This is a genomic window from Joostella sp. CR20, assembly GCF_038433465.1.
Lineage (GTDB): Bacteria > Bacteroidota > Bacteroidia > Flavobacteriales > Flavobacteriaceae > Galbibacter.
In genome coordinates, this window is record NZ_JAESVF010000001.1 from 445,111 (window position 1) to 469,383 (window position 24,273).

General features: G+C 35.2%; 17 protein-coding genes. 7 read left to right on the plus strand and 10 right to left on the minus strand.

Annotated features, from left to right (window positions below):
* Positions 1-239: 239 nt before the first annotated feature.
* Complete coding sequence (locus JMA43_RS01975; protein WP_342154401.1) at positions 240-1,667, minus strand: Gfo/Idh/MocA family protein; 1,428 nt, start codon at positions 1,665-1,667, stop codon at positions 240-242.
* A 113-nt stretch (positions 1,668-1,780) separates the two neighbouring features.
* Between JMA43_RS01975 and JMA43_RS01980 the strand changes: the two genes are divergently transcribed.
* From JMA43_RS01980 to JMA43_RS01995, 4 genes are all read left to right on the plus strand, one after another.
* On the plus strand, positions 1,781-2,878 hold the full coding sequence (locus tag JMA43_RS01980) for a PA0069 family radical SAM protein (RefSeq protein WP_342154403.1): 1,098 nt from the start codon (positions 1,781-1,783) through the stop codon (positions 2,876-2,878).
* A gap of 725 nt (positions 2,879-3,603) precedes the next feature.
* The gene (locus tag JMA43_RS01985; protein WP_342154405.1) at positions 3,604-4,032 is read left to right on the plus strand and encodes a helix-turn-helix domain-containing protein; all 429 of its coding nucleotides are present in this window, start codon (positions 3,604-3,606) and stop codon (positions 4,030-4,032) included.
* A 217-nt stretch (positions 4,033-4,249) separates the two neighbouring features.
* Positions 4,250-7,057: a TonB-dependent receptor gene (locus JMA43_RS01990; protein WP_342154406.1), complete on the plus strand. Its 2,808-nt coding sequence runs from the start codon at positions 4,250-4,252 to the stop codon at positions 7,055-7,057.
* A 79-nt stretch (positions 7,058-7,136) separates the two neighbouring features.
* Positions 7,137-8,348, plus strand: a complete 1,212-nt coding sequence (locus JMA43_RS01995; protein ID WP_342154408.1) for a Ca2+-dependent phosphoinositide-specific phospholipase C — start codon at positions 7,137-7,139, stop codon at positions 8,346-8,348.
* An 89-nt stretch (positions 8,349-8,437) separates the two neighbouring features.
* Here JMA43_RS01995 and JMA43_RS02000 read toward each other — a convergent pair whose 3' ends face one another.
* The 4 genes from JMA43_RS02000 to JMA43_RS02015 are packed head-to-tail and all read right to left on the minus strand — an operon-like array spanning position 8,438 to position 15,125.
* Positions 8,438-11,938, minus strand: coding sequence for an efflux RND transporter permease subunit (locus JMA43_RS02000; protein WP_342154410.1), 3,501 nt, complete (start codon positions 11,936-11,938; stop codon positions 8,438-8,440).
* A gap of 6 nt (positions 11,939-11,944) precedes the next feature.
* Entirely contained in the window at positions 11,945-13,105 is a 1,161-nt protein-coding gene (locus tag JMA43_RS02005; RefSeq protein ID WP_342154412.1) for an efflux RND transporter periplasmic adaptor subunit, read from the minus strand.
* Positions 13,106-13,148: 43 nt separating this feature from the next.
* Positions 13,149-14,516 carry a TolC family protein gene (locus JMA43_RS02010; protein ID WP_342154414.1) on the minus strand — a complete coding sequence of 456 codons (1,368 nt, stop codon included), beginning with the start codon at positions 14,514-14,516 and terminating at the stop codon, positions 13,149-13,151.
* A gap of 3 nt (positions 14,517-14,519) precedes the next feature.
* Positions 14,520-15,125, minus strand: coding sequence for a TetR/AcrR family transcriptional regulator (locus JMA43_RS02015; protein ID WP_342154417.1), 606 nt, complete (start codon positions 15,123-15,125; stop codon positions 14,520-14,522).
* Positions 15,126-15,253: 128 nt separating this feature from the next.
* Between JMA43_RS02015 and JMA43_RS02020 the strand changes: the two genes are divergently transcribed.
* Positions 15,254-16,228, plus strand: coding sequence for a polyprenyl synthetase family protein (locus tag JMA43_RS02020; RefSeq protein ID WP_342154419.1), 975 nt, complete (start codon positions 15,254-15,256; stop codon positions 16,226-16,228).
* Here the strand turns inward: JMA43_RS02020 and JMA43_RS02025 are convergent.
* Complete coding sequence (locus JMA43_RS02025; protein WP_342154421.1) at positions 16,225-18,492, minus strand: TonB-dependent receptor; 2,268 nt, start codon at positions 18,490-18,492, stop codon at positions 16,225-16,227. The two genes, JMA43_RS02020 and JMA43_RS02025, sit on opposite strands and share 4 nt — an antisense overlap.
* Before the next feature lie 84 nt (positions 18,493-18,576).
* Here JMA43_RS02025 and JMA43_RS02030 point away from each other — a divergent pair, with 84 nt between their 5' ends.
* Together JMA43_RS02030 and JMA43_RS02035 are read left to right on the plus strand one after the other, a co-directional pair.
* Positions 18,577-19,230 carry a metal-dependent transcriptional regulator gene (locus tag JMA43_RS02030; RefSeq protein WP_342154424.1) on the plus strand — a complete coding sequence of 218 codons (654 nt, stop codon included), beginning with the start codon at positions 18,577-18,579 and terminating at the stop codon, positions 19,228-19,230.
* Between the two features lie 2 nt (positions 19,231-19,232).
* Entirely contained in the window at positions 19,233-20,057 is an 825-nt protein-coding gene (locus JMA43_RS02035) for a ZIP family metal transporter (RefSeq protein WP_342154426.1), read from the plus strand.
* Between the two features lie 2 nt (positions 20,058-20,059).
* Here JMA43_RS02035 and JMA43_RS02040 read toward each other — a convergent pair whose 3' ends face one another.
* The 4 genes from JMA43_RS02040 to JMA43_RS02055 form a co-directional block, all read right to left on the minus strand.
* Positions 20,060-20,509 carry a YybH family protein gene (locus JMA43_RS02040; RefSeq protein ID WP_342154428.1) on the minus strand — a complete coding sequence of 150 codons (450 nt, stop codon included), beginning with the start codon at positions 20,507-20,509 and terminating at the stop codon, positions 20,060-20,062.
* A 283-nt stretch (positions 20,510-20,792) separates the two neighbouring features.
* On the minus strand, positions 20,793-22,562 hold the full coding sequence (locus JMA43_RS02045; protein ID WP_342154431.1) for a MutS-related protein: 1,770 nt from the start codon (positions 22,560-22,562) through the stop codon (positions 20,793-20,795).
* 77 nt (positions 22,563-22,639) lie between these two features.
* A complete protein-coding gene (rpsU, locus tag JMA43_RS02050) occupies positions 22,640-22,834 on the minus strand; it encodes a 30S ribosomal protein S21 (protein ID WP_342154433.1) in 195 nt (64 codons plus the stop codon).
* Positions 22,835-23,004: 170 nt separating this feature from the next.
* A complete protein-coding gene (locus tag JMA43_RS02055; RefSeq protein WP_342154435.1) occupies positions 23,005-24,255 on the minus strand; it encodes an NAD(P)/FAD-dependent oxidoreductase in 1,251 nt (416 codons plus the stop codon).
* Between the last annotated feature and the right edge of the window lie 18 nt (positions 24,256-24,273).

The window sequence follows — 24,273 nt, forward strand, 5'->3', positions numbered from 1 at the left end:
AACAAACGTAGAAACAACAAGGTTTCAAAAAAAAACAACACCACAACTCACTTTAAAACAAGCAGTTACTTACTTCCGTAAGCAAAATCACTTTATCCGAAAAAGCTGTATTACACCTAATATTTTTCCTACAAACAGATGTTTCAACTTACATTTGTAGGACCATAGCATAAGTAGGTTAAGTTCATGGTAAGATTTGGGGCAAAAAAGGTGGATTTATTTCCACCTTTTTTATTTTATTATAGTCCTAGTTCCCATCCTTTCCGATAAATACTTTTCACCCATTCATTAGCTTCAGGATAATTCGTAACCACCATATTTTCACCATCCCACTTAATTTTCTTTCTTCCTGGATAATTATACGGATCCCAATCACCTACTTTTTTTCCTGACTTTAAAACTTTATGTTGATAAGCTTTAATAGCGAGATTCCCCATTAAAACAGCTTCTGTTAACGGTCCTGCATACGAAAATGGGGACGTAGTTTCTGCTCCATTCAAACAACCGTCAACAAAATTACTATAATGACCACCAATAGCACCTTTAACTCTTTTTAAATAAGGTCGTGGCAATTCTCCTACTTTATCTTTAAAGTAATTTAATATACGTGGATTTTCAGAATAAGTATCAGTAACTATAATACCTTTTTCTCCATAAAATATAGAACCTCCTCCAGAATCACCGATCGTTTCACCTTCTTGTAATTCGGTAGGAATTTTTGGCATTACCCCACCATCGTACCAATTTAAATTTATTTCCCCATGTGCTTCAGTATCAAATTTCAATCGAACAATTGAAGAAGGCGGACATGCTTCACTGTAATTAGCTTCCACAAAATCGCCAGACCAAACGGTAGTACAACTGGCTTCTGCTTCTGTTGGATATCCTAATTTCAGAGTTTTAAAAGGTGTTTCTAAAATATGACATCCCATATCACCTAGGGCTCCAGTACCAAAATCCCACCAACCTCGCCATTTAAAAGGCAGGTAAGCCGAATTATAAGGACGGTACACAGCAGGTCCAAGCCATTGATCCCAGTCTAAAGTATCTGGAATAGGCTCTCCCTCAGGGCTACTTTTAAATCCTTGAGGCCAAACAGGACGATTTGTCCAACAGTCAACTTTAGTGATTTTCCCTATCACACCAGCTTCTATCCATTCTTGTGCTATACGCACACCATCAGACGAGCTTCCTTGATTTCCCATTTGGGTAACAATTCCTTGCTCTTTGCTAATTTTTGTCATTAAACGAGCTTCTTCAATTGTATGGGTTAATGGCTTTTCTACATATGCATGCTTCTTAGCACGCATAAATGGTACTGCAATCGTTGCATGGTTATGGTCTGGAGTTGCAACCATTATTGCATCAATATCTTTTAAGTGCTTGCCGTATACCTTTCTAAAGTCGCTATACTTTTTAGCGTTAGGATAGGTGTCAAAGGTACTCTTGGCTCTTTTATCATCTACATCACAAAGTGCTACATATTTTACTTTTCCAGTATTATAGAGCTCTTTTAGCACTTGCTCTCCACGCCCTCCTACACCAAAACCAGCCATGTATAATGTATCACTTGGCGGTGTATGAATTCCGCCCATTACATGCGATGGTACAATATAAAAAGCAGTACTAGTCGCAATTGTGTTTTTAACAAAATCTCTACGTTTCATTTTAATATTGATATTTTTTAAGGTTAGTTAATAAGAATTTATCAAAAAAGGTACGTAAAAAATTGTTTCCCATAAGAATTTATTTTATTGGAATTTTTCCATAATTTTGGAATATGACCATCGAAAGAAAATATCTCAAAGGGCGAGGCGCTCAAATTAATGCTCCAAACAAGTTTGATGAGTTATCTCATGAAATGCGCAGTGATTTTCTAGAATTTTGCAGACTCGAAGGCGAACTAGCCGATAAAAATAAAACTAGCTACTTAGAAGTATTTCCAAAAACTATAGTCAATAAAGTAAGTAGTCCAGATGTTGGAATGACATATTCCATGAATCCGTATCAAGGGTGCGAACACGGCTGTATTTATTGCTATGCAAGAAACTCGCACGAGTATTGGGGATATAGCGCCGGACTCGATTTTGAACGTAAGATTTTAGTAAAAAGAAACGCTGCTCAGCTTTTAGAAGAAAAACTTTTAAGCAGAAATTGGAAAGCTAAAACTATAGTACTAGCCGGAAATACAGATTGCTACCAACCTGCAGAACAAAAATTTAGAATCACTAGAAAGTGCTTAGAAGTATTTTTAAAATACAAACATCCTGTTGCCATTATTACTAAAAACGCATCTATAAAGAACGATTTAGATATTTTAAAAAATTTAACTTCTGAAGGACTTATAGCCGTAAACATATCAATAACTTCATTAAGTGAAGAAACTCGAAGCGTGTTAGAACCGCGTACCGCAAGTATTAAAAAAAGGCTAGAAACGGTTAAAATCCTCACCGAAAACAACATTCCTGTAAATGTAATGATAGCGCCAATTATTCCAGGGATAAACAGTCATGAAATTTTAAACCTTGCAAAAGTGGCTAGAGAAAACGGAGCTAAATCGATTGCTTTTACAGTTGTGCGACTAAACGGCGCCATTGGAGAAATTTTCACAGATTGGATACAGAAAACCTTACCCGATAAAGCTGATAAAGTACTTCATCAAATAGCAGAATGCCACGGAGGAAGTTTAAACGATAGTAGGTATGGCGTTCGAAAAATTGGAGAAGGAAAAATTGCCGAACAAATACATAATTTAATAAAAGTTGCGCGACAAAAATATTTTAAAGACAGTCAACTACCACCACTCAATCATAGCTTATTTGAAATGCAACGGCATAAAATGAAGTACAGCGCAAACGGACAAACAAGTTTGTTTTAGCAGACTCTCTCTATACAAGTTAAATTAACGTTACGTTTTGTTTCAATAAAAATCAAAAGTCATTTAATAGTTAGTTTTGCTCTTTAAATCAATTCTGGGCTATTACAATGACTAGCGTTTTTATAACTATAATTATTCAGTGTATTTTATCAATTTTCTTAATTTATAATTTCAAGAATAAAGAACATCAATTAAAATACCTCTACCTTTATTTATTGGTTATAACGGTAGATTTTGTACATGAATTTCTGTTATATCAATATTATAGTGATATCACTATACTTTCAGATATTCCTAGTAGCTTTAGATACATTAAAGGCCCGTTACTTTTCTTTTTCATTTCAAAAAAAACATCTAAAAATAAAATAGTCCTTCACTCACTTCCATTCATTTTTGCATTTACTCTCAACATTTGTATACTTATTTCAATTGTAATTGACATGGAGCTAAGTAGACTTTATGAGTTTTACAAAATACTATTTATAATATACCCTTTTTATTGGATAGCTTACTTGATTTTTTGCATTTACAAAATAAATAAACAAGGTTCCTTTTCAAAAAAAATAAACATCGAGTACACAAAATACTTATTGTATTTTATATTCTCGACGGTTACTGCGATGATGATTTTATATTATACAAATACATCATTCACCCAAAAACATATAGAAACTATTAGACAAATCTACTCTTCATTATTTTTAGTACAATTTGCTTTGATAGTAATGATTCATTTAAAATCGCAACAGTTTGTTTCTGCTGAAAACAATTCAACAAAAAAAGAAAAATACAGTTCTACAAATACTACAGAAGAAGAGATTCAAAAAATTTGTAACGACATTCAAAATGGATTTGTAGTTCAAAAACTTCATCAAAATGAAAATTTAACTTTAGGAGATTTTTCTTCTAAAATTAATTATTCTCGACATCAAGTAACCGAAGCTATATCGATTGGTCTTCAAACAAATTTTTATGACTTAGTAAACAAATACCGCATAAATACTTTTATCGAAATATTAAAAAAGAGTCCCAATCAAAATATTACAGATGTGTTTTATGAAAGTGGATTTAAATCGAAAGCTACCTTTTATAAATACTTCAAAAAGTATCAAAATATGAGTCCAAAAGCATTTAAAGATTCATTAACAAGTTAAAAAATCACACTTAACATTTTTGATACTTTTGCATAACAATTAAATAACCACGTGTAAGTATTTGATTTAAAGCTAATTACATCTTATTTCATTTCAAAAAAGTTCAATCTGCACTGTTTAAACTTCTTCAATAGCATTCCCGAATACATTTGCCGAAAATTTAAACTAATAATCAATAGAAATGAAAATGAATCTACTTTTAAGACTCGCATTTTTTATGTCAGTTTTAATATCTACACTTGGCTACGGACAGGGTCAAGTAAAAGGAAAAGTTCTTGATGGAGACACCCCCCTACCTGGAGCAAGCGTTTCGGTAAAAGGTCAAAGTATTGGTACTGCAACTTCTTTTGACGGAGATTTTACAATCTCAAATTTAGATGACGGAAGCTATACTATTGTAATTTCGTATATAGGATACACTTCAGCAGAAAAAAGTTTTAATATTGAAAACAGCAGTGATGTAAATTTAGGAGATATAATTCTTTCTGAAGGAGAATTACTAGATGAAGTTGTTGTTAAGAGTGCTTATAGACCATCTCAAGCAAGAGCTTTAAATATTAAAAAAGCTTCTTTAGCAATTGCTGAAGTTCTCGCTGCAGATGCAATTGGAAAGCTTCCAGATAGAAATGCTGCAGAAGCCGTACAACGACTTCAAGGTGTTTCTATTGAAAGAGATATGGGTGAAGGACGTTTTGTATCTGTAAGAGGTACTCCTATTCAATGGAGTTCTTCAACATTAAACGGAAACAGGATGCCTAGCGCAAGTGGAGATTATGAAAACAGAGGTGTACAAATGGACATCTTCCCTTCAGAATTAATTCAGTATGTAAAACTCTCTAAGGCTATCACACCAGATATGGATGGAGATGCTATTGGTGGGTCTGTAGATTTTATAACAAAATCTGCACCACACTCTGAAACCCTTACTGCAAATATTGCGGGAGGATATGTAGACCAATCTGAAGACCCTACCTATAATGCATCAATTGTATATGGAAATAAAATCACAGACAAACTTAGCTTTATAAGTTCTGCAGTAATTTGGGATCGTTCCACAGGTTTAGATCAGTTTAGAGGTTTATATGATTACAACAACCCAGACCCTATTCAATCTTTCTCGATAAACGAATTACAGTTAAGAGATTATCTAGCCAAACGCCGTACCCTCGGTTTTAACTTAGGTCTTGATTATCAAATAAACAAAAACAATAAAGTTTATTTTAAAGGCTTATATAGTCAATATCTAGATCAACAATCTGTTAGAGAAACCTATTTTACTTTTAATCAAAATTCGGTTACAACTCAGGCTAGGCATGCAGATTATTTAACAGATTTATACTCTTTACAACTCGGAGGAAAATCAATTCTAAACGATGCTTTTACAATTGATTGGTCTGTTAGTACCGATAAATCATCGTTTAAATTTAATTCGCCAGACAATTTAGATGATGCTGATAGAGGATACCCAATTGTAAATTTCAAACAACCAATGCAGTACGGAAACTTATCTTCTGATGGGTTAAAATATTTTGCCACAGATGCTCCAGATGGTATAGGAGATACGGGAGATGTGATATTACCGCATGTTACAACAGCTTTAGATCCATCAATGATGAATTTAAATCAAATTATCTTATCGCAAAATAATAACGAAGAAAGAGATTATAGAGGTCAGTTTGATATTACAAATACAATTAGTAGTAGCTTAACATTAAAAGGAGGCTTCAAGTATGTAAATAAATATAAAAAAGTTGATAGAAAAGTATTGGTTTGGATGCCAACAGCTGCACTGGGAATTCCAAATAGTCCTATAACTACAATTAATGATTTAGAAACTGAAGAGTTTCCATACAACGGAGGATTTCTAACAGAGGTAGATGAGCCATACAATGATGTAATTATAAACCAAATTACAGACAATCAAATCGACCAGATGTTTACTCCAGAGTTTCAACAAAATGCTAGTCTTTTACAAGTACAAGGTCCCGATGCAAGTTCAAATCTAACTAGCTCTTATAGCGGTACTGAAAATGTATATGCTTCATACCTCATGGGAACATACAAATTAAATAACAAATGGCAATTTGTTGCAGGTTTTAGAAATGAGTACAATGCAATTTCGTTTAGCGGTAAAGAAGTTGTAAATACAGAAAATGGGCAAGAAGTACAAGATATTACGCAAAACAATAATTACAACGCCTTCTTACCAATGGCTCATTTCAAGTTTAGCCCTTCTGAAAATACAATCCTAAGAGGTGCCTATACCAGATCTTTTGCTCGTCCTGATTTTGGAGACCTTAATCCTGGAACATTTATAAACGAAATCTCTCAACAAATTACACAAGGAAACACAGATCTTAAACCAACATTTTCAAACAACTTCGACTTAATGTTTGAACATTATTTTGGTGACGTAGGTATTTTAACTGGTGGTGTGTTTTATAAAGATTTAAGCAATGTTATCTATGACGATCAAAATGTAGTAGTACTAAACGGAGAAAACTATTTATCGTCTCGTCCAGAAAATCTTGAATCGGCTACTTTATTTGGATTTGAAACCGGAATTAGTAAACGTTTTACCAAACTGCCTGGTTTCTTAAGTCACTTTGGTATTGAAGGTAATTATACTTATATCGACTCAAAAGTTGATGTTCCTTTCTTTCAAGGAGAAGAGGTTACTATGATTGAAACTACACTTCCAAAGCAAGCTAAACATATTTTTAACGCTATACTGTTTTATGAAAGCAATAAATTTATGGCTCGAATTGCTGGAAATTACAAAGGGAAATACTTAAACGAAATTAGGTCGAGTGCAGGTCCAGAGCATTATGCCTATTTTGACGAAAATTTCACTGTAGATTTTTCATCCTCTTACGCCATATCTGATAAATTTAGATTATATCTAGAGCTAAACAACATTACAAATGCACCAAATAGATATTATCACGGAGTTTCTAGTAGAGTAGAGCAAGAGTCTTACTTTTCATTTAGAGGACAAATTGGGTTAACGTATAGCATCTTCTAAAATAGAATTACAAATTTTAATCAATCCTTCAAAAAAGGAGGATTGATTCTCTCCTTAATATTATAATAAATCAATAAAAATGAAAATTAATAACATCATTATAGCTACTTTCCTATTTTCAGGATTGGTAAGCACACAGGCTCAAGAAAAAGAATTTAGTAACATCCCTAAAGATTTAAAAATAAACGAAATTCAAGTTTTAGGCACACATAATAGTTATTCAAAACCAATAGATCCGCGAGTACTTTCATATGCAGGCGCAGCAATTGACAAAATGATGCCAAAATTCATGGCGAACATGCCAGCTGAAAAAATGGAAAGTTTTAAAGAAAATCACCCTAATGATATTTCTTTTGCTGATGGTTTAAATTACGAACATCCTCCATTTCCTGAACAACTAGATGCAGGATTAAGAAACTTAGAAATTGACGTTTTTTATGACCCTGAAGGTGGAAGATTCACACAACCTGCAGCATACGAGTTTTTTAAAAAGCAAGGTATTACCGATTTACTACCTTTTAATAGTGAAGACCTAAAAAAACCTGGTTTTAAAATGATGCATATTGCCGATATGGATTTTAGAACTCACTACCCAACGCTAAAACAAGGGTTAGAAGATTTAAAAAAATGGTCTGATTCTCACCCAAACCATATCCCTATTTTTATCCAAGTAGAAGCAAAAGACAGTGGTATGCCGTTATTTCCAAACGCAACAGAAGTATTACCATTTACAGAAGAAGCATTTGATGCGTTAGATAAAGAATTTGTCGACGTTTTAGGAAGAGATAAAGTTATTACTCCTGATGATATTAAAGGAAATTACAATACACTTAAAGAAGCTGTCCTAAATAAAAATTGGCCTACTGTAGACGAAGCTAGAGGAAAATTCATCTTTCTATTATTACCTTCTGCTGGAGGTATAGACAGAACTTCTCCGTATACAAATAACCGTCCAAACTTAGAAGGCAGATTAATGTTTATGCGTTCTACCGAAGAAGATGATTTTGCTGCTTTCTTTCTATTAGATAATGCTATTAAAAGACAAGAGGATATCAAGAAATATGTAAAATTGGGCTACATGGTTAGAACTCGATCTGACATTGAAACTTATGAAGCTAAAATAAACGATTATACACGTGCAAATGCTGCATTTTCAAGTGGAGCTCAAGTAATTTCTACTGACTTCTACAAACCAGGAAATCCATATAAAACCCCTTATTATGTTCAACTCCCAGGTGGTGATGTTGCCCGATGCAATCCTATAAACGCAATCGATAAGTGTGAAAAATAATGTAACTGTTTGTTGCTTGATTTAATTCCAAAAAAAACGGCTTTATGAAATTTCATAAAGCCGTTTTATATTTAAGTTTGAGTTACAGTTTACACTGGAGAAACCTCTTCCAATTGCTCTACAACTTCTTCTTTTTTACTTCTAAATTTCACTTTAATTAAGTACACAATGTAAAATAACAATGGTACAATAATTAACGTAAGGAAGGTTGCAATTATCAATCCGAAAATTACAGTCCAAGCTAATGGCCCCCAGAAAATTACGTTATCTCCACCCATATAAATATCTGGATCGAAATTGGTAAACAGCGAGAAGAAGTCAATGTTTAATCCAATTGCCAACGGAATTAACCCTAAGATCGTGGTAATTGCCGTAAGTAATACAGGACGTAACCTTGCTCTACCCGACATTACCAAAACTTCTTTCATATCTTCTTTTGAAAGCATGTCGTTATCTTCCGTAAGTCCAAGTTTTAATTTTCTTCTATCAATCAGAATTTGCGCATAATCGAGTAGTACCACTCCGTTGTTTACCACAATTCCCGCAAGAGAGATAATTCCCATCATCGTCATCATAATAACAAACGACCATCCTGTAACCATCAATCCTCCGAAAACTCCAATAAAGCTTAAGAAAATTGCCAACATAATGATAGTTGGTTTAGAAATTGAACTAAACTGGAAGATAAGAATCAGCATAATAAGTCCTAATCCAGAGAAGAAAGCTCCCATTAAGAAACTCATTTGTTTTTGCTGTTCTTCTAACTGCCCCGTATAATCGATATGAATTGATTGTGGCACCTCGAAATTGCTCATTTCCTTCTGAATTTTCCCAACAATTGCACCAGCATCGGTATATCCTGGAGCTAAACCAGAATAAACAGTTACCACGCGTTTTAAATCGCGATGCTTAATCGCACTAAACGAAGATGTATTTTTTTGTTTTGCAACTGCAGAAACTGGAATTTCTTTGATTTGCCCAGAAGCTTGATCTCTAAAAATAATATTCTGATCGAACAACGCACTTGGATTGTACCTTAAGTCTTCGTTGAAACGTACATAAATATCATAATCGTCTCCATCTTCTTTGTAAATCCCTGCTTTCTCACCAAAAATAGAACGACGTAATTGGTTTCCAACTTGCCCTACGGCTACGCCAAGCTCTCCAGCTTTTTGACGATCAACCTCAACTACCATTGCAGGCTTTCCTTTGTTTACATCAATTTTTAACTCTTCAACTCCTGCAACATTTCGAGTATTGATATAATCTCTCATTTTTTCGGCAGTTGCAATAAGCTCATCGTAATCTTCTCCGCTCAATTCAATATTAATAGGATATCCAGCAGGTGGTCCAACCGCATCTTTTTCAACAGAAATAGCAACTCCAGGGAAAATTCCTTTTAATGCTTCCTGAACTTTTTTACGTAGCTCTTCACTGTCTTTTCCTCTACGGAATTTATACTCGCGCATGGTAGCGGTAATCTTTCCTTTATGAGGCATTTCGGCACTAGAACCACCATCGGTTTGCGGATTTCCAGCTCCTTCTCCAACTTGAGAAACTGCCGATTCTACCATAAAGTTATAATCGCCATCCATATATTCATCAGCATATAAAACAGCATACACGCGCTTTTCTATTTCTTTTGTAATGGTATTGGTTTTGTCGATATCGGTTCCTTGAGGATATTCGATATATACAATAATTTGGTTTGGCTTATTGTCTGGGAAAAACTCCACATTAGTACGTCCGCTTCCCAGCGATGCTCCAAACAACATAAACACTACAACTAACAAAGCAAAAGTTCCTCCAACATAAAAAGCAGGTCGCCATCCTTTTAAAGAACCTTTAAGTGCATTTTGGTATTTGTCTTCCATCCACGTTAAAATATGCGTCTGGAAATAATCTGCTGCGCGTTTTAACCAATAACGGTATACCCAAAACATTATCGCTGTAAAAATCATAAGGGTTCCGATACCGCGAATTGCACCACCAAATATCAAAATTAAAAGTCCTGGAACTCCCAAAATTATACTCAGTCTGATAAGTTGTTTACGCGTTAGTCTTTTCTCGGCTGTATCCATAAATTCTGACACTAACATCGAGTTCATGAAAATAGCTACCACCAACGACGAACCTAATACAACTGAAAGTGTTATCGGGAAAAACTTCATAAATTCTCCCATCACTCCAGGCCACATTCCTAGCGGAATAAACGCCGCAACTGTAGTTGCTGTAGAAATGATAATTGGAAACGCAATTTCTCCAATTCCTTTTTTAGCAGCTTCAATACGCGACATTTTTTCTTCGTCCATCAAACGATAAACGTTTTCTACTACCACAATTCCGTTGTCCACCAACATCCCGAGTCCCATAATAAGTCCGAAGAGAATCATGGTGTTTAGCGTATATCCTAAAGTTTGCAATATCATGAACGACATAAACATAGACATAGGAATGGCAAACCCAACAAACAAGGCATTTCTAAATCCTAAAAAGAACATTAAAACACCTACTACCAATATAATTCCGAAGATGATATTGTTCACCAAATCATTTACTTGATTAAGCGTTTGCGACGATTGGTCGTTGGCTACCGAAATAGATAAATCTGGCGGTAAATATTCTCTCTCTGCAGTTTTAATAATTTCTTGAATATGCTCAGAAGCTTCAATCATGTTTTTACCTGCTCGTTTTTTCACATCGAGCATCACCACGTTCTTTCCGTTTTCTCTCGCAAAAGTGGTTTTATCTTCTTCTTTAAAAGTTACTTGCGCAATATCTCTTAAATACACCACTCCGTTTTGCGATTTTACCACAAAATTGTCGAGCTCTTTTGGGTCTTCAACTTCTCCTAAAATCCTAATGGTACGTCTTTGTCCGCTTGTAATCATGTTTCCTGCCGACATGGTTACGTTTCCGTTTCTAATGGTGTTCAACACATCGTCAAAACTAATTTGTGCGGCCATCATTTTGTACACATCTACAGCAACTTCCACTTCTTTTTCTTGTGCTCCGCGGATGTCTACTTGCTTAATTGCAGGGAGTTCTTCAATTTTATCTTCGAGATACTCACCATATTCTTTTAATTTATCAACAGGATAATCTCCTTGAATATTGATGTTTAGAATTGGCATTTCTTCTGAAAGATTCAAGTCAAAAACATTTGGCTCCACCTTTGCTCCGTTAAAAACAGGCCAATCTTCACCTGCTTTTTCGGCATCTACTTCGTCTTTTACTTTTTGTTTAGCGGCTTCAACCGTAATTCCTTCGTCAAACTCAACAGTAATAATTCCGTAGTCCTCTTGCGAAGTAGAAAGAATCTCCACTACGTTACTTACATTTTTAAGTTCGTCTTCGAGCGGGTCTACGATAAGTCGCTCAATATCTTCAGCAGTATTTCCTGGATATGGTGTACTGATGTATATTTTTGTTTCTTTTACCTCCGGAAAAGACTCTCGCGGCATCCCGAAATAGGCAGAGACTCCTAACACCAAAACAATCGCAATCATTACATAGATGGTTGTTTTGTTTTCGATAGCCCAGGACGATAGTCCAAATTCTTTATCGGCGTTTTTATTTATTTTACTCATGGACTATTACTTTAATATTTGAACGTTTTGCCCTTCTTGAACGCTACGTGCTCCTTCTTTAATGATGAAATCTCCAGTTTTAACTCCTTCTAAAACCTCTACTAAATCTCCTTGTGTTTTTCCAGTTTTAATAACCGATTGATGCACTTCTGCTTCTCCGCTATCTTTTATGTTTGTAGCGATGTACACATATTGATTTCCTTCGGAATTTTCAGAAATTACACTCTGCGGAATTAAAAATGCATTCTCACTTGTATAGTCGTTAATAATAACTTTGGCAGTTAAATTTGGTTTTACCAATCCGTTTTCGTTTGGCACTCCAACTTCAATTTTAAAAGAACGGTTACTCGGATTGATATAGTTACTTACTTGTCTAACTTCAGTTTCAATCTTTTTATTTATCACAGGAAAATCTGCAATCACACGTGTTCCTTTATCAATACTTGCCAAGTACTTCTCTGGTACTTCCGACTCGATATACATATTGTTTAAACTTACAATTCGCATTAATGGCGTTCCCATAGCAACATTGCTTCCTTGCTCCGACATAATTTCTTCAATCGTTCCAGAAAATGGTGCTACTACGGTTGCTTTTGCCAATTGTTTTTCCAACTGCGCAACAGCACTTTTATTAGACTCGTATTGTGTTTTTGCTTGTAAGTATTGTATTTCTGAACCTATGTTTTGGTCCCATAAACGCTTTTGACGTTCGAAAGTAGTTTCCGATAAGTTTGCTTGCGCCTTTAACTGTGCTATTTGTGCCGACAAACCTCCATCGTCAATACGTGCCAATACTTGTCCTTTTTTAACGCTTTGTCCTTCTTTTACTAAAAGTTGTTGTACCGCTCCAGAATATTCAGCATTAATAATAATGTTTTCTTTGGTGCTTACATTTCCACGCAATTCTATGTAATGATTAAACAACGTGTCCTTAACTTTTAACGCAGTTACCAAAGCATAATTTTTTGCTGTATCGAGCTTTTTAACCGCTTCGTTTAATGCTTTTAACTCTGCACCAAGTTCGTCGTGCACAGCATTTATCTCTTCGCGTTTTGCTTTAATTTTTTCTAAATCTCCGCTCGCAATAACATCTTCAACAGAAGAATTACCTCCACCACATGAAACTAAAATGGCTGCTAGTATTGTTAATAAATATGTGTTTTTCATGTCTCTTTTTATTGTTTTTTAATGGTCTGGAACCGAAGTTGTTTTAGTTATTTTCTGAATTATTTCTGTTTGAAAGATTTGGTGTGTTCAACACAGTTTCGAGTGTTGCTTTGGTATCGATTACGTCCAACATCGAATTGATATATTCTTGCTGAGCGGTGTACAACTGCGTTTGCGCCTGACGCAAATCGAAGCTGGTAGTAATACCTTCTCTGTATTTAATTAAGTTTTTACTCTCGATACGCTCGGCCAATTTCAAGTTGCTGTCTGCTGTATGATAATTTTCAATTGCAAACGTATAGTTACTTTTTGCTCTTTGTAAATCGAGATTTATTTGTTCTGTAGTCTGTACAAAATCGGTTTTAGCTTGTTCCAACGCGATTTTTGCTTGTTGCGTACGAGCACTTCTTTGTAACGAACTAAAAATAGGCACATTCATACTCACTCCAAAAATAGAAGATTGGAACCAAGAAGTCTCGCTATCAAAAAATATAAACTCGTTATCGTAGGCAGCAGTACCGTAATTTATAAATCCGTTTAAAGAAGGTAGCGCCTTACTCTTTTCGAGTTTCAACTCTAAATCTCTTTGCTCGGTTAAATTTTTAGCAATTCTATAATCTACATTGTTCTCAAAACTAAACTCGCTATCTGTCAATGCAACGCTAACACTCTCCATCGTTAAAGATTCCAAACTATCTTCAAGTGTTACCGAAGCATCTACTGGAATCCCCAAAGCTAAATTTAGCATTTGCTTTGCGATAGATTCCATACGTTTTGAATTGCTCAATTCATTTTGAATTTGAGCCGTTGTAATTTGCAATTGCTCAACATCTTCTTCTTCAGCAAAACCATTTTCGTACATCGCTTTTGCTTCATTTAAATTATCGTTTAACGTTGTTAAGTTTTTCTCTAAAATTGAAATACTCTCTTGCGTTAACAATACACTTCCGTAGGCATTTATCACACCACGACGCACTTCTAAAAGTGTTTTTTCGTTGGCATTTTCATTGTAATCAACAAAAACTTTCGCAGCTTTTAAGCCCACCAAATACGAACCGTCAAAAATAAGTTGCGATAAAGTTCCAGTTAATGTCATGCTTTGCTTAGTACCAAAAGTAACAGGTGTAAATGTACCTGGCTCCCCACCAGCAATTTCGGCCGGAAGTAATGTTACGGGCTGCTTTAGCTGATTTTGATAATCAACAGCACCGTTAATTTGCGGTAATCCTGCAGCTGTAGTTTCCCATTTTTTCTTAATCGATTTTGCAATTTCGCGCCTAGAATTAATAGCTGTGTAACTACTATCGAGTGCAAAATTTATAGCCTCATCAAGCGAAAAACTATATGTTTTGTCTTGAGAAAACCCAAAGGTTGTGATTAATAAAATAGCGATGATTGCTAATTTTCTCATCGGTTAGTTTTTGTTTTCGTTAATAAATTCATTTAAAATTTTTAGCCCTTCATCGGTGGCTATTCCGCGGATATGATATTCTAAAAACTTTGTTGCCAAATCGTCGGGATTGTACAATTCGCTAGGGAAAATTTCGGTGTCTTTTATTCCAACCATCCCGCTAAAATAAATTCGAGCGATAAAATCGATGTCCAATTCTTCTCGGAAAAGTCCCATTTCGATACCTTTTCCAATATTTACTGAAACACTTTCTCGCATCACTTCAAATTGCTTCCCTATGAGCCTATCATAAATTCTTGGATAATATTTTTTTAGTTGAAATTGCGCCGACGATTTTTTATCTTTCATGTAGTCGCTGGCAAATTTTTTAATATGAAACAACTCTTCAATAGGATTATGCGCTGCTTCACAAATAAACTCTATCCCGCTACAAATCGATTCAAAAATGTAAAATGCTGTTTCTTCAACTAAAACTGTTTTGGTTTTAAAATGCTGATAAATAGTTTTTTTCGACATCCCTAACTCGTCAGCAATATCATCCATCGTAACGCTTTTAAACCCAAGGCTCAAAAACATTTCTGTTGCTTTATCAAGTATTTTTTCTTTCATATCGGGTGCAAATATAGTGTAGGAAACTTTAAAAACAATAAAAGTTTCCAGAGTATTTTCAATTATTTAACATGAAAATGCAATTGACAAATTTTTTAAATATGGTATTTTAGCCAAAAATTGACTTTATGCTTTCGATTGACGCTTACAGAGATGCATTTTTAGCGCATTTAGAAAAGGAGACGCTTGTTAAAGAACCTAAAAACTTATACCAACCCATCCACTATATTTTAAATTTAGGAGGGAAACGTTTGCGTCCGGTTTTAACGTTAATGACGGCAGATATTTTCGGAAGCAACTACAAAGAAGCAATGCATGCCGCTATGGCCATCGAGATGTTTCACAACTTCTCGTTAGTACACGACGACATTATGGATGATGCGCCGCTACGCAGAGGAAAAACAACCGTTCATGAAAAATGGGACATCAACACAGGGATACTTTCTGGAGATGCTATGCTGATTGTAGCGTATCAATTTTTTGAAAATTACGATGCTGAAACTTTTCAGCAATTAGCAAAACTTTTCAGTAAAACAGCCATCGAAGTTTGTGAGGGGCAGCAATACGATGTTGATTTTGAAACTAGAGACGATGTTACCATTAAAGAGTACCTAAAAATGATTACATACAAAACTGCGGTTTTGGTGGGCGCTGCTATGAAAATGGGAGCTATAATTGGCAAAACTCCCGAAAAAGAAGCCCAAGCTATTTATGACTTCGGACTGAATTTAGGAATTGCTTTTCAATTAAAAGACGATTATTTAGACGCATTTGGAGATGAAGCTACCTTTGGAAAACAAATTGGCGGCGACATTATTGAAAACAAAAAAACCTATTTGTATTTAAAAACTTTGGAGCAACTCTCTACGGAAGAAGCCACGCAATTAATGCATCTTTACGCTATCAATCCAACAGATACTTCAAGTAAAATACAGGCGGTAAAAGAGCTCATGGTACAAAGCAAAGCAGCCGAAGCTACGCTACAAGCCATTGAAAACTACACCAACAAAGCCTTAAACATCCTTGACGATTTGTCTTTAGAAACCTCTAAAAAAGAAATTTTAAAATCGTTCGCACATATGTTAATGGGGCGGGAGGTTTAATCCAATACATACCTTAATCCCAAAAACCCTCTAATTCCTTGATTAGGACCATACACATACGAAGGGTCAAACGTTAATGCGTACGGATTGTCGGGAGTGGATACTGCATTTCCTTGAGCGTCGAAAACTACATTTTTGTCAAATGGATCATCGGCACGTGCAATTATAAACGGAGCTCCCTTATTTGGTGTCCAGTTTAATAAATTCTTCACGCCTCCATAAATCTCAAAATTTTTCAGTTTTGAGTATGTTAATTGTATGTTTTGAATACTCCAAAATGGAGAATATTCAGGTCTTGGATCTAAATCGCTTAACAGTGGTAATCGCATCGGTCCATATACATTTCCGGTGTAATCGATATTTAAATTCCATAGTAAAATTTTATACGACACTCCCCAAGTTCCAGAAAATTGTTCGGTAAGTATCTGGCGAGTTGTTTGTCCGTTTTCAGTTTGAGAAACATCCATCAAAGTGGCTCCAACATTTACTTTTATACCATTACTAAAAACTACATCGCCATTTACGCTTATTCCTTTACTAACAGCATACCCTTCCAAATTGTCATAAATTATTTGGTTGGGATTCGTATCATAATCAGGTAAAATCATGTTCGAAAAATAGGTGTACCAAGCAGAAAAATCTATTCCAATAAACGTATTATTTTCCGTATAAATTTTCTTCAAATAGTTAAGATTTACATTATAAGACTGCTCAGGTTCTAGCGATTCTGTAATTACCACATCTCTTGCTCCTGTTAGCGCTGCATGATCTTCAGTAAATAAATTTACCACTCTAAAACCTGTTCCTGCATTCAATCTAAAAATATCATTTTCAGTAAAACTCCACTTATAAGCAACTCTCGGCGTAAAAATAGAACCGTGTCGTTTATCATAATCGTAACGAGCGCCAAGCAACAATGTGTGTGCTTTGTTAAAAGTAATTTCGTCTTGCACAAAAACACTTGGAATAGCCACTTCATCTGGGCGGTTATTTTCTTCGGAAGCTGTTACAGGCGTATTATCGTCGTAATAATTGTATCGAAGCGCGGTTCCGAAAAGCAAATCATGGTTGGAAAGTGTTTTATTCCAAGTAAACTGTCCAAAAGCTATCTGCTGATCGGCCAAAAATGGAGTGTCGCCATACACCGAATTTTGATGATGATTGGTATAAGAAAATGTAAAAACCACAGGAGCATCTATTGGCAATTGATATTTCCCAAGCACTTCCCAACGCGAGGTGTAAATACTTTCGCCATAAATCTCATCGCCTCCTCGGTATGCTGGCGTCCATTGCATTTCGCCACCCCATCTGTCTTCATAATAATATCGCATCGCAACCGAAAAAAGTCGGTTTTCTGGCCTTTGTACATCTAATTTTTGAAAAACTGATATTCTATTTTGCAATGCAACATCCGTAAAATTATCCTCATTTTTATCAATCGTTTGGTTAAAATTAAAATAATTAGCACCCAATAAATAAGAAACTTTATCGCTCAAAAGTGCTTTGTATCCAAGGTCTAAATTGTATTCTCCCCAAGATGTTGCAAAGGCATCAACAGAAAGTTTTGGCGCATACAAAGGCGTTTTTGTAATGATATTTATAAGTCCGCCAACAGCTTCACTCCCGTACAAAGAAGAAGCAGGTCCTTTTACAACTTCCATACGCTCTATTAACGAATTCGGAATTCCAGAAAGTCCATACACCGTTGAAAGTCCGCTCACAATTGGCATCCCATCTATCAAAACCATTGTATAAGGTCCCTCCAATCCATTTATATGAATATCGCCCGTATTACAAATATTACAATTGAGTTGCGGCCTTACGCCGTTAATATTTTGAAGCGCTTCAAACACATTGGCAGTAGGATTTTTTTTAAAAAAAGCAGGTTTATAAACTTCAACTGGCACAGGTGTTTCCATCCTACTTACAGCTTTTAAAGTTCCTGTAACTACCACCTCATCGAGTGATGAGTTTTCTTTTAAATCAAAATGAATCTGTACGTTTTCATTTTTTAACTCTATATTTTTTACTGCTGAAACAAAACCAGTATACGAAGCTACAACTACATGTTTTTTTTGCTGAAGTCCCTCCAATTTAAAATTCCCATTTTCATCGGTAATTGTTCCTTTTGAAGTTCCTTTTATTACAATATTGGCATACGGAAGCGGTTCGCCATTATTGGATACTGTTCCAGAAATTTGCTGCGATTTTACTTCATCAACCACAAAAAACATGAATAATAAGCTAGTTAGAAATATTTTCATTTTAGTTTAAAATAATTTTTAGACAAAACTAAAAATTTGTTTTTGAAAATAAAAATGTATTTTTGCATAAGTATAAATAGTAAGATGACACTTTCAGAAGAAGATTATATAAAAGCGATTTATCATTTATCTAAAGACGATCAAAAAGGGGTTTCTACCAATGCCATTGCAGCACAAATGGAAACAAAAGCATCGTCTGTAACCGATATGATTAAAAAGTTGGCAGAAAAAGAAATCCTTCATTATAAAAAATATCAAGGAGCTCGATTGACGGATAAAGGAAAGGTATATGCCGCAAAAATCATCAGGAAGCATCGACTATGGGAATTCTTTTTGGTTGAAAAGCTTAACTTTTCGTGGGATGAAGTGCATGATATTGCTGAAGAATTAGAGCACATTAAAAGTGAAAAGCTTATCGAAAAACTGGATGCTTTTTTAGATTTCCCAAGAGTTGACCCACACGGAGACCCGATTCCAGATAAAAACGGACATATTAAAAAATTAGAAAAGAGTTTACTTTCTTCAGTAAAAAAAGGAGAAACAGGTATTGTAGTGGGTGTAAAAGATTCTTCATCAGAATTTTTAAAATACCTCAACAAACTCAACATATCGCTTGGAGAACAGATTACGGTAGTAAGCAAAGAGCCTTTCGACAACTCCATGACCATTTTATTAAACACTACCGAACTGAACATTTCGGCATTAACCGCCAACAATATTTACCTTAAAACGAAGTAATTATGTTTGATAATCTTATAGAATATTTCAAAAACATAGATCCAACTTTAGCCGCACTTTACGCCACTTTATTTACTTGGGGAATGACCGCACTTGGTGCTGCCTTAGTGTTTTTCTTTAAAAAAATGAATCGTCGTCTTTTTGACGGTTTACTAGGTTTTACTGGGGGTGTAATGGTTGCTGCAAGTTTTTGGAGTTTGCTAGCTCCAGGAATAGAAATGAGCTCTGGCGAAGGTTTTGCAAAAACTATCCCGGCAGTTACAGGGTTTGCCTTGGGTGCACTTTTTATTTTTGCTTTGGATAAAGTTTTGCCGCACTTGCATGTAAACTTTAAAATGAGTGAAAAAGAAGGAATTAAAACTCCTTGGCATAAATCGGTTTTACTAACATTGGCAATTACCATGCACAACATCCCTGAAGGCTTGGCTATTGGTGTTTTGTTTGGCGGCGTTGCAGCAGGTATTCCAGAAGCATCCATCGAAGGCGCTGTTATCTTGGCTTTAGGAATTGGAATTCAAAACTTCCCTGAAGGTTTTGCTGTTGCTATGCCACTGCGCGGGTTAGGATTAAGCAGATGGAAAAGTTTTAACTACGGACAATTATCAGCTATTGTTGAGCCAGTAGCAGCTGTACTAGGTGCTTGGGCTGTACTTACTTTTCAACCCATTTTACCATACGCACTTTGTTTTGCCGCTGGTGCAATGATATTTGTAGTTGTAGAAGAAGTGGTTCCAGAGTCGCAACAAGCAAACCACACCGATATTTCCACACTTGGATTTATTGGAGGTTTTATTGTGATGATGACGTTGGACGTAGCTTTAGGGTAATTTTATTTTGCTGAAGAAGTATGGTCGCTAATAATGAGCCATTGGCCATCAAACTTACGCCAAACCAAGGTGAAATAACCGCTTAAATCGCCTACAGTTCTACTTAAATGAAAAGAACCTATCATTTGAGCAACATCCTCTTTTACTTGTTGCAATTTAATAACCTCAAATGTTAGTTTTCCCATAGCTGTTGTGTTTGGGTAGCTTTTTAAATACCGTGCTTTGGTTGCTTCCCAACCAAAAATAGGACCAGAACTACCCACAAAAGCTAAATCATCTGACTTCCAATAACCTTCCATAAAAGCAGAAATATCACCACGATTCCAAGCATTTTCTTGTTTTGTAAAAACATCCATAATTTCAGACTTATTAATGTCTGAAAGTTTTTCTTGAGCTGTAATACTTATAAATGAAATACAACTCAACACTATAGCAAGAAAGATTTTTTTCATTGTTTGAAATTTAAAAGAACAAAATATGAATTTTAATTGAATATCCGTAATGTATCATACCAAGATTAAAATATCAGGTCGAGCCTGCCTTTGTCGGCAGACAGGCGTAGTCGAGACCCTATTTAAAGCTTGTTAAACCAAATAACCTCTCGACTACGCTCGAGGTGACAGTGCATCATGACAAATAGCAGACAATCATAAATTTTAATTTAGAATCACATATTTGTTTGTCCATTGATTTTTAAAGTGTTTAAATTAAAATGAGGTTTGCAATTCCCATATCCTAAACAATTCCCATATTTTCTAAAAGGAAGGAAGCATTCATGTTTTCGCAAATTCCATTTTTAAATTTATAGTCAAAAGTTAGTTCTTTATCGTTGATAAAAGCTTCGAAAAAATAATTCTCGACTTTCTTATTTTCTTTCGCTACTTCACACAAACTCAAATCGTGTGTGGCAATAATTCCTGTAGAATGCGAAGCGGAAAGTTTCTCGACAAACTTACGAGACCCAATAGCTTTGTCTTTACTATTGGTTCCTTTTAAAATCTCATCTAAAACCACAAAATAGGTGTCGGTTTTAATCTTTTCTACAATGAGTTTCAAGCGTTTTAATTCAGCATAAAAATAAGAAGCATCATCGGTAAGTGAATCGGCTGTACGCATACTTGTAATAAGTTTAATCGGCGTATATTCACTAGCAGAAGCACAAACGGGCAAACCACAATTTGCCATAACAATATGTAGCGAAACGGTTCGTAAAAAGGTGCTTTTTCCAGCCATATTAGCTCCAGTAATCACAAAAAAGTGTTCTCTATCAATCTTTAAATCGTTATAAACCAATTTGTTTTCAGTAATTAATGGATGTCCTAACTGCGTCGCTTTTATTGTTGTAGCATCGTTGTTGATTGTCGGGAAAACGAATTTAGGGTGGTTAAAGACAAAGTTTCCGAGCGAATTATACGCATCAAAAAAAGCAATAACCTCAAACCAATTTTCCACTTCATTTTTATGCTTTTCAATCCACTTTTCAATGCGGTGTGTATTGTATCTATCCATCTGAAAAAATGCATTTCCTGGCACCGAAATCAACAAATTGGCTCGCTGCTCCAAGGCATCCAACATTTTTGAAAATTGCTTAATGGTTTTTGAAGTTGTAGCACTTTCATTCAACACTATTTGTTGCTTTTCTTTTAACAAATCGCTTGTAAAAGTAGCTTCTTCTAGTTTTGAAATTAACTGGTAATATTGCTGAAATGTTTCTTGAGTTTTAGAAGCGTATTCCGACAAAGTATTGACCTCTTTTACCTTGCTTCCGGCTACTATAATTCCGAAGATAAACCAATAAACCACCATCGAACTCGGAATAACATTTGCGTATGCCAATGCAAAAACAACGAACGAACATACCGAAAAAACATACGGTAACCACGACCAACTTTTTCGGATAATGGGTTTATGTGTTTGTAGCCATTGCACAACAGTTGCTGCACTAACTTCGGTTTTTACCTGTGATGCCGTGGCACTAAAGTCTTGTCGCCACTCGGGTTTACTAGCCAATTCTTCAATGGCTTTTTGCTTTTCTGAGATGTTCTCCGTGCTATTTTCAGTATAAAGTTTAACAAGAAATTGTTCGCCAGCCAAGGTTTCGGTTCTATTGCTATACTGAAAAAAACTCCCTCTCCCGAAGAGGTCGATGTCATGACTAAAATCGTGTTCGTAATTGGCGTATTGTTTGCCATTTTCTAAAAACTGAAAATCTTTTTGCAAAACTTTCAGTTCGGTTTCATTGATTTCAATTCGTTTTAAAATTTTATTCTTCTGATATTTTACATCGCTATACCTAGAAACTAAAAAGATAAACAGCACAATTCCAACCAGTAACACAGGAATTATAACCGTTGTATTTCCCCAGAAAAAATAAAGAATTGCCAATAATGCCAAAAAAACAAGCAGCCTAAAAACACTAAGTGTGGTAAGTGTTTTTTTGACTGCTTTTAATTGTTGTTGAAAAAGCTTAAGCTCTTCAGTATAATACGTTTGCGGACTTTTCATTTAAAATATTTTTGCATAGCAGATTTGTGCACCTACCAAAACTAACCAAATATTCTAAACTGTAAGCCAAAAAATGTTTATTCTTCTAGGCTTCGTAAATATTGTTGCTTGTATGCCGCTTTTTGTTTTGTTTGTCTTTTTGTTTCTGAAGGTTTTGTGTATTGCTGTCTGTCACGCAACTCTTGAAGCACTTTCGTGTTTCTAAATTTACGCTTGTAACGTTTTAACGCTCTTTCAATACTCTCTCCTTCTTTTACTACAGTTTTTAACATATGTCGTTTTTAATGTTCGTACTATCTACATTATAACAAAATAAACGAGAAACGCTGTTAAAAAAGCAATAAAATTTAAATACACTGAGTTTGAAACCCACTATAGTCTGGGAAACAAACAAGTACAGAAATTAAATTTTTAAAACGAAAAAACTAAAAACAGCTTGATTTTAGAACTTCCTATCGGGATGAAAAGCATCGATAGGCATCGACAATTTTTCTTCGTTGATAATTTCGGTAACCAATTTTCCTGTTGCGGGACCTAAACTCCAACCCATCATGGCGTGACCAGTAGCAAAAATTACATTTTTACAGTGTTGAGTTCTTCCAATATACGGCAATCCGTCTGGAGAAACAGGACGCAAACCGCTTTGCGCGAGTTCTTTTTCTTCGGAAGAAACCTCGATTTCTGGATAAAATGCTTTTGAAGCACGAGCAATAGCCTCTACACGTTCTTTACGGATGGTATTATTAATTCCTGAAAATTCCATCGTACCTGCAAAACGCGTAAAACCGTTCATGGGTGTCATTGCTACTTTGGCTTCCATTAAAATTGCAGGAAGTTTAATATTGGTAGTTCTGTGCAAATCTATTCGGTAGCCTTTTCCTGCTTGAAGCGGAATTTTAGCACCTATTTTATTGGCAATTTCTTCACTCCACGAACCACTTGCAACAATAACCTCATCGGGTTGATACGTAGCTTTATCAGTAATAACCTTTGTTACTTTTCCGCTTGTAAGTTGTAAATCTTGTACAGTTTCATCAGTTTTTACTACAACCCCATTTGCTTTTAAATATGCCAACATTTTAGGCATAATTTCGGTTGGCGTACTGTGAGCATCGCACTCGTAATAAATAGCACCTTTGGCATCTATTTGAACATCGGGCTCTATTTCGTTTAATTCTTTTTTATCTAGATGACGTACATCAAGTCCTTCAAATTGTGCTTTTCGAGCTACTTCAAATTCTTCTGCACCAGCTTCATCTGTTTTATACAACATCAATAATCCGTTATGCTGAAAATGAAAACTTCCGAAGTCATCAGAATTCAAAATATCTTTATACAATTCTCTACTAAGGACATTAATTTCTTTAATTACCGGAATCGCCTTAGCTACTTTTTCATCGGTAGACGATTTATGAAAATACCACGACCACTTTAAAAAGTTGATATCCAAACGGGGTTTCATATAGAAAGGACTCGACGAATTAAACATCCACTTGATTCCTTTGGCAATCATTCCCGGAGTTGCCAGGGGAATAATATGACTCGGCGTAATGTATCCTGCATTTACAAAAGAAGCCCCTTCAGAAATACTTCCTTTATCGATTACTGTAACTTTATGTCCCGATTTTTGTAAGTAATATGCGGTAGAAAGCCCAATAATTCCACCTCCAATTATAACAACGTCTTTTTGCATGTCTTTGTAATAAAGCTA

Excerpts from the sequence above, each read along its gene's own strand:
- JMA43_RS01975 (WP_342154401.1), bottom strand. The coding sequence starts at position 1,667 with ATGAAACGTAGAGATTTTGTTAAAAACACAATTGCGACTAGTACTGCT.
- JMA43_RS01980 (WP_342154403.1), top strand. The coding sequence starts at position 1,781 with ATGACCATCGAAAGAAAATATCTCAAAGGGCGAGGCGCTCAAATTAAT.
- JMA43_RS01985 (WP_342154405.1), top strand. The coding sequence starts at position 3,604 with ATGATTCATTTAAAATCGCAACAGTTTGTTTCTGCTGAAAACAATTCA.
- JMA43_RS01990 (WP_342154406.1), top strand. The coding sequence starts at position 4,250 with ATGTCAGTTTTAATATCTACACTTGGCTACGGACAGGGTCAAGTAAAA.
- JMA43_RS01995 (WP_342154408.1), top strand. The coding sequence starts at position 7,137 with ATGAAAATTAATAACATCATTATAGCTACTTTCCTATTTTCAGGATTG.
- JMA43_RS02000 (WP_342154410.1), bottom strand. The coding sequence starts at position 11,938 with ATGAGTAAAATAAATAAAAACGCCGATAAAGAATTTGGACTATCGTCC.
- JMA43_RS02005 (WP_342154412.1), bottom strand. The coding sequence starts at position 13,105 with ATGAAAAACACATATTTATTAACAATACTAGCAGCCATTTTAGTTTCA.
- JMA43_RS02010 (WP_342154414.1), bottom strand. The coding sequence starts at position 14,516 with ATGAGAAAATTAGCAATCATCGCTATTTTATTAATCACAACCTTTGGG.
- JMA43_RS02015 (WP_342154417.1), bottom strand. The coding sequence starts at position 15,125 with ATGAAAGAAAAAATACTTGATAAAGCAACAGAAATGTTTTTGAGCCTT.
- JMA43_RS02020 (WP_342154419.1), top strand. The coding sequence starts at position 15,254 with ATGCTTTCGATTGACGCTTACAGAGATGCATTTTTAGCGCATTTAGAA.
- JMA43_RS02025 (WP_342154421.1), bottom strand. The coding sequence starts at position 18,492 with ATGAAAATATTTCTAACTAGCTTATTATTCATGTTTTTTGTGGTTGAT.
- JMA43_RS02030 (WP_342154424.1), top strand. The coding sequence starts at position 18,577 with ATGACACTTTCAGAAGAAGATTATATAAAAGCGATTTATCATTTATCT.
- JMA43_RS02035 (WP_342154426.1), top strand. The coding sequence starts at position 19,233 with ATGTTTGATAATCTTATAGAATATTTCAAAAACATAGATCCAACTTTA.
- JMA43_RS02040 (WP_342154428.1), bottom strand. The coding sequence starts at position 20,509 with ATGAAAAAAATCTTTCTTGCTATAGTGTTGAGTTGTATTTCATTTATA.
- JMA43_RS02045 (WP_342154431.1), bottom strand. The coding sequence starts at position 22,562 with ATGAAAAGTCCGCAAACGTATTATACTGAAGAGCTTAAGCTTTTTCAA.
- rpsU (WP_342154433.1), bottom strand. The coding sequence starts at position 22,834 with ATGTTAAAAACTGTAGTAAAAGAAGGAGAGAGTATTGAAAGAGCGTTA.
- JMA43_RS02055 (WP_342154435.1), bottom strand. The coding sequence starts at position 24,255 with ATGCAAAAAGACGTTGTTATAATTGGAGGTGGAATTATTGGGCTTTCT.